Source organism: Mycobacterium sp. 852002-30065_SCH5024008 (assembly GCF_001665645.1).
Taxonomy (GTDB): Bacteria; Actinomycetota; Actinomycetes; order Mycobacteriales; family Mycobacteriaceae; genus Mycobacterium; species Mycobacterium paraffinicum.
Window position 1 is genome coordinate 1 of sequence record NZ_LZSZ01000041.1, and the last position, 7,483, is coordinate 7,483.

The 7,483-nt window shown below is 70.4% G+C and carries 1 pseudogene; it reads left to right on the forward strand.

Going from position 1 to position 7,483, the window contains the following annotated elements:
• Positions 1-7,408, forward strand: a pseudogene (locus tag A5781_RS26465) (amino acid adenylation domain-containing protein); the annotation flags it as partial.
• Positions 7,409-7,483: the final 75 nt, after the last annotated feature.

Sequence of the window (7,483 nt, forward strand, 5' to 3'; positions counted from 1 at the left end):
GTTGTTCGTGCTCGATGGGTGGTTGCGGCCGGTGCCGGCCGGGGTGGTCGGCGAGTTGTATGTGGCCGGGGCCGGGGTGGGCGTGGGATATCTCGGGCGTGCCGGGCTGACCGGGGCGCGGTTTGTGGCGTGTCCGTTCGGCGGGTCCGGGCAGCGGATGTATCGGACCGGGGATCTGGCGTGTTGGGGTGCTGATGGGCAGCTGCAGTACTTGGGCCGCGCCGATGAGCAGGTCAAGATCCGCGGGTATCGCATCGAGCTGGGTGAAATCCAAGCCGCACTGGGTGCTTTGGATGGGGTGGGGCAGGCGGTGGTGATCGCCCGTGAGGACCGTCCCGGGGATAAGCGGCTGGTGGGTTACATCACCGGGACGGCCGATGCGGCCGAGCTGCGGGCGCGGCTGTCGGAGCGGTTGCCGGCGTTCATGGTGCCCGCGGCCATCGTGGGCCTAGACGGGTTGCCGTTGACCGCGAACGGCAAGCTGGACACCCGCGCGCTACCGGCACCGGAATACCAGGCCGGTGCCTACCGCGCCCCGCACGACGCAGTCGAAGAAATCCTGGCCACCATCTACGCCGAGGTCCTCGGCGTCGACCGCGTCGGCATCGACGACTCCTTCTTCGAACTCGGCGGCGACAGCATCTCGGCGATGGGCCTGATCTCCGCGATCAACAGCAACCTGAACGTCGGCCTCCCGGTGCGCGTCGTGTTCGAGGCGCCGACCGTCGCCCAGCTGGCGCTGCGGATCGGTGAGGGCACGGGCGGGCTGGAGCCGTTGGTGGCCGCCGAGCGGCCCGCCGTGGTGCCGTTGTCTTTCGCGCAGAACCGCTTGTGGTTCCTCGACCAATTGCAAGGCCCGTCACCGGTTTACAACATGGCGGCGGCGCTGCGGCTGAGCGGGCCGCTGGACGCCGGCGCGCTGGGTGCGGCACTGGGCGACGTGGTGGCCCGCCACGAAATCCTGCGCACCCTGATCGCCGCGCCCGAGGGAATGCCCCAGCAGCTGGTGACCCCCGTCCACCAGGCCGACTTCGGGTGGGAGATCGTCGACGCCAGCGGCTGGTCCGCCGGCCAGCTCGACGAGGCCATCGGCGACACCGCTCGCTATACCTTCGACCTGGCAGGCGAGATCCCCTTGCGCGCAGAGCTTTTCCGCACCGCCAAGGACGAGCACATTTTGGTGGCCGTGGTCCACCACATCGCTGCCGACGGTATGTCGATCACCCCGCTGGTCCGCGATCTGGGCATGGCCTATGCCAGCCGGTGTGCCGGGCACGCCCCCGGCTGGGCGCCGCTGGCGGTGCAATACATCGACTACACGCTCTGGCAGCGCGCCCAGTTCGGCGACCTCGACGACGACGAGAGTCCCATCGCCGCCCAGCTGGCCTACTGGGAAGAGGCCCTGGCCGGGATGCCCGACCGGGTGCCGCTGCCCACCGATCGCCCCTACCCGCTGGTGGCCGATCAGCGCGGCGCCACCGTCGAAATCGATTGGCCCACCGAGCTTCAGCAACGCGTCGGCGAGGTGGCCCGCAAGCACAACGCGACAAGCTTCATGGTGGTCCAGACCGCCCTGGCGGTGCTGCTCTCCAAGATCAGCGCCAGTCCCGATGTGGCAGTCGGCTTTCCGATTGCCGGGCGACGCGATCCCGCGCTCGACGAATTGGTCGGGTTCTTCGTCAACACCCTGGTGTTGCGTGTCGACGTGGCCGGCGACCCCACCTTCACCGACCTGCTGTCGCAGGTGCGGCAACGCAGCCTGGCCGCCTACGAACACCAAGACGTGCCCTTCGAGGTGCTGGTCGAACGGCTCAATCCGACCCGAAGCCTGACCCACCACCCCCTGGTACAGGTCATGCTGGCCTGGCAGAACTTCGCCGGGCAGGGCGGTGGCCCGGTTGGCGGGCTGGCCCTGGGCGACGTCGAGATCACGCCGATGCCGGTGGACACCCAGACCGCCCGCATGGACCTGACCTTCTCGCTGGCCGAGCGCTGGAGCGAGGCCGGTGAGCCCGCCGGGATCGGCGGGACGGTGGAATTCCGCACCGACGTTTACGACGCGCGCAGCATCCAGGCGCTCGTCGGACGGTTGCAGCGGGTGTTGGCGGCCATGACCGTCGACCCCACCCAGGCGTTGTCGTCGGTGGATCTGCTCGACGAGGCCGAGCATGCTCGCCTCGACGAGATTGGAAACCGGGCTGTGCTGGCCGGGCCGGTGCCCGCCCCGGTGTCCATTCCGGCGCTGTTCGCCGCGCAGGTGGCCCGCACACCGGAGGCGGTGGCATTGGTGTGCGCCGGCCGGTCCATGACCTATCGCGAGCTGGACGAGGCCGCGAACCGGTTGGCGCACGTGTTGGCCGGCCGCGGGGCAGGACCGGGACGGTCTGTCGCCCTGCTTTTTTCGCGTTCGGGGGAGGCGATCGTCGCGATCCTGGCGGTGCTCAAGTCCGGGGCGGCCTATCTGCCGATCGACCCGGCGCTGCCGGAGTCCCGCATCGGATTCGTGCTCTCCGACGCCGCGCCGATGGCCGTCATCACCACCGCCGACCTGGCCGACCGGATCATCGGTCACGACGTGCCGGTCATCGACATCAACGACCCGGGCCTCGCCGTCCAGCCCGGCACGGCGCTGACGGCGCCGGGCCCGGAGGATTTCGCCTACCTCATCTACACGTCCGGCACCACCGGTGTCCCCAAGGGCGTGGCGGTCACCCACCAGAACGCGACCCAACTGCTGGCGCGCATGGACGCCGGCCTGCCGCGCGCCGGGGTGTGGTCGCAGTGGCATTCGCTGGCCTTCGACGTCTCGGTCCACGAGATCTTCGGCGCGCTCCTGCACGGCGGGCGGCTGGTGGTGGTGCCCGAGTCGGTGGCGCGCTCGCCGGAAGACCTGCACGCGCTGCTGGTGGCCGACCGGGTCAGCGTGGTGAGCCAAACGCCGTCGGCCGCCGCGATGTTGTCCCCCGAGGGGCTGGAGTCGGCCACCCTGGTGGTGGCCGGCGAGGCGTGCCCGGCCGAGCTGGTCGACCGCTGGGGGCCGGGCCGCGCGATGATCAACGCCTACGGCCCGACCGAGGCCACGGTGTACGCGGCGGTCAGCGAGCCCCTGACTGCGACATCCGTCGAGGCAGGTGTGGTGCCGATCGGGTCGCCGGTGCCCGGCGGCGCGTTGTTCGTCCTCGACGGGCGGCTGCGCCTTGTGCCCGTCGGCGTGATCGGCGAGTTGTACGTGGCAGGCGCCGGCGTGGCGTGCGGATATTGGCAGCGGTCGGGTCTGACCGCGTCGCGGTTCGTGGCGTGCCCGTTCGGCGGAGCCGGCACCCGCATGTACCGCACCGGGGACCTGGTGCGCTGGCGCGTCGACGGGCAGCTCGACTACCTCGGCCGCGCCGACGAGCAGGTCAAGATCCGCGGTTATCGCATCGAGCTCGGCGAGGTGCGGGCGGCGCTGGCGTGGCTGGACGGGGTGGAGCAGGCGGTGGTCATCGCCCGCGAGGACCACCCCGGAAATAAGCGCCTGGTCGCCTACGTCACCGGGACGGCCGATCCGGCCGGGGTGCGCGCCGCGCTGGCCGAACGGCTGCCGGCGTACATGATCCCCGCCGCCGTGGTGGTGCTCGACGCGCTTCCGCTCACGCCCAACGGCAAGCTCGACACTCGCGCGCTGCCCGCACCGGAGTACTCCGACGTCGACCAATACCGCGCCCCGGACAACGCCGTCGAGGAGATACTCGCCGGCATCTACGCCCAGGTGCTGGGGCTCGACCGCGTCGGCGTCGACGACTCCTTCTTCGACCTCGGCGGCGACAGCATCTCGTCGATGCAGGTGGTGACGCGGGCGCGCGCCGCCGGGCTGATCTGCCGGACGCGCGACATCTTCGTCGAGCAGACCGTTGCCCGGCTGGCCCGGGTGGCTGAGGTCGCCGACGCCGGAGCCGACGTGGCCGACGAGGGTGTGGGCCCGGTGACCGCCACGCCGATCATGCATTGGCTGCAGGGCATAGAAGGGGCAGGCGGGCGGGTCGACCAGTTCAACCAGACGATGCTCGTGCAGGCCCCCGCGGGGGTGGGCGAGGCCGACGTGCTGGTGGTGCTGCAGGCATTGCTCGACCGGCACGGCATGCTGCGCCTGCGGGTCGGGGACGGGTGGTCGCTGACGGTGCCGGAGCCCGGTTCGGTGGACGCCCGCGACTGCCTGCACACCGTGGCCGAGTTGTCCGACGCCGCGCTGGTCGAGGCGCGGTCGCGGTTGAACCCGGCGGCCGGGGCGATGCTGAGCGCGCTGTGGGCCACCTCCACCGGCCAGCTGGTGGTGATCATCCACCACCTGGCCGTCGATGGAGTGTCCTGGCGAATCCTGTTGGAGGACTTGAACATTGCCTGGGCCCAGCACCGCCTGGGCCAGCCGGTGGCTTTGCCGGTGGCGGGCACGTCGTTCGCCCGGTGGGCGTCGCAGCTGGCCGAGCGCGCGAGCCACCCGGACGTGGTGGACCAACTGGGCACCTGGCAGCACGTGGTGGCCACCCCCGCGGCGCTGCCCGCGGTGCGGCCCGAGGTGGACACCTTCGCCACCGCCGGGCATCTCTCGGTGGAGCTGGATGCCGAGACCACCGGCATGCTGCTCGGTCAGGTGCCGGCGGCGTTCCGCGCCGGCGTCCAGGACATCCTGCTGATCTCGTTCGCCCTCGCGGTGGCGGAATTCCTGGGCACCGGCGGGGCGCCGATCGGCATCGACGTGGAGGGCCACGGCCGGAACGAGGAGCTGGGCCGCGACGTCGACCTGTCCCACACGGTGGGGTGGTTCACCGCCAAGTACCCGGTGTCTCTGGCCACGGGGGAATTGCCTTGGGCGCAAGTGACTTCCGGCGACTCGGCGTTGGGTGCGGTGCTCAAGGACGCCAAGGAGCAACTGCGCGCCCTCCCGGATTCGCTGACCTACGGGTTGCTGCGTTACCTGAACGCCGCCGCCGACCTTGACGGCGCCGACCCGACGATCGGGTTCAATTATCTTGGGCGCCAAAGTGGTTCAGCCGAGCTCTCCGAGGAAATGTGGCGACCCGTGCAGGGGTCGGTCACCGCCGGCGCCGCGGCGATACCCATGCCGCTGATGCACACGCTGGAGCTCAACGCGGCCACCGTCGACTCCGAGGCCGGCCCGAGGCTGCACGCCAATTGGACGTGGGCGCCGTCGACGCTCGACGAGGACCGAGTCACGCGGCTGAGCCGGATGTGGTTCGAGGCCCTGGCCGGGATCTGCGCCCACGTGCGTTCCGGTGGCGGCGGTTTGACGCCGTCGGACATCGCCCCCGCTCGCCTCAGCCAGAAGCAGATCGACCAGCTGCAGCGGCAGTGCCACATCGCCGACGTGCTACCGCTGACCCCGGTGCAGCAGGGGCTGCTGTTCCACGCCAACACCGTGCAGGGGGCCGGCCAGGATTCCGGCGACCTCTACGCGGGACAGCTCGACATCACGGTCAGCGGTCTGCTTGAACCCGACCGCTTGCGCGAGGCCGTGCACGCGATGGTCAAGCGGCATCCGAACCTGGTGGCCCGATTCTTCGACCAGTTCGATGAGCCGGTGCAGGTCATCGCCGCCGATGCGGCGGCGGCCTGGCAGTACCTGGAGCTGGATGGCGACCTCGACGTCGAGGAGCGGGTCGCGCGGCTCTGCGCCGCCGAGCGCGCCGCCGTGTGCGACCTCGCCAACCAGCCGCCCTTCCGGGTGGCCTTGATCCGCACCGCGCCGGACCGGCACCGGCTGGTGCTGACCAACCACCACATCGTGCTCGACGGCTGGTCGATGCCGATCCTGCTCGGCGACATCTTCGCCGGCTACTACGGCCAGCGACTGCCCGCCGCGGCGCCCTACCGCGGCTTCGTCAGCTGGCTCGCCGCCCGCGACCGCGACGCCGCCCGCGCCGCCTGGGGCGAGGTGTTCGCCGGCTTCGACGCCCCGGCCTTGGTCGGTCGCCAGGATCGGCTGCAGCCCGGGGAGCAAGGCGTTCAGACGTTCGGGCTGCCGGCCGACCTCACCCGTGCCGTTGGCGAGCTGGCCCGCTCGTGCCACACCACCGTCAACACGGTGCTGCAGGCGGCCTACGCCCAACTGTTGTGCTGGCTGACCGGTCAGCACGACGTCGCGTTCGGCACCACCGTCTCGGGCAGGCCGGCCGAGGTCCTCGGTGCGGACTCGATTGTCGGCCTGTTGATCAACACGGTGCCGGTGCGGGCGAACCTCACCCCGACGACCACCGCAGCCGACCTGCTCGAGCAACTGCAGGGCGCCTACAACCACACCCTCGACCACCAGCACTTGGCGCTCAGCGACATTCACCGCATCACCGGTCAGGACAAGCTGTTCGACACCCTGTTCGCCTTCGAGAACTATCCGATCGACGCCGCGGCGCTGTCGGGTGCCCAGGAGCTGTCCATCACCGACATCGCCAGCCGGGAATCCACCCACTACCCGCTGACGATTCAGGCTCAGCCGGGACACGAACTGCGCCTCCGCGTCGAATACGACACCGACGTTTTCGAGGCGGACGCCATCGCGACGCTGATCGAGCGGCTGCGTCGGGTGCTGGTGGCCATGTCCACCGACCCGGGGCGGCGGCTGTCTGCGACGGACGCGCTGGACGCCGGCGAACACCGCAGGCTCGACGACTTCGGGAACCGCGCGGTCCTGGTCCAGCCGTGGGCGCCGGCGACCATCCCGACGTTGTTCGCCGCGCAAGTGGTCCGCACCCCGGACGCGGCGGCGGTGACTTTCGAGGGCCGGGCGATGAGCTATCGGGAGTTGGATGAGGCGTCGAATCGGCTGGCGCATCTGTTGATTGCCCGGGGCGCGGGTCCGGGGGAGTCGGTGGCGGTGTTGTTGCACCGGTCGGCGGAGGCGATCGTGGCGATCCTGGCGGTCCTCAAGTCCGGGGCGGCGTATTTGCCGATCGACGCGGGGTTGCCGGCGGCGCGCATCGGGTTCATGCTCGCCGACACCGCGCCGGTCGCCGCGCTGACCACCGCGGCGTTGGCGGAGAAGCTGGCCGGGCACGTGCTGCCGGTGATCGACGTGGACAGTCCCGCGGTGCAAGCGCAGCCCACCACGGCGCCGCCGGGCCCCGACCCCGAGGATGTCGCGCACATCATTTACACCTCGGGTACCACCGGGGTGCCCAAGGCGGTGGCGGTCAGCCACGCCCATGTGACCCGGTTGTTCGACGCGGAGCGGGTCGGGGTGGTGTTGGGGTCGGGGCAGGTGTGGACCCAGTTCCATTCGTATGCCTTTGATTTCTCGGTGTGGGAGATCTGGGGGGCGCTGCTGCACGGTGGGCGGTTGGTGGTGGTGCCCGATGCGGTGGCCCGCTCCCCGAAGGACTTGCACGCCCTGCTGGTCAGCGAGAAGGTCACGGTGTCGATCTCTTATACACATCTGACGCTGCCGACGATCGCATAAGTGTAGATCTATGCGGTCGCCGTATCGTGATCT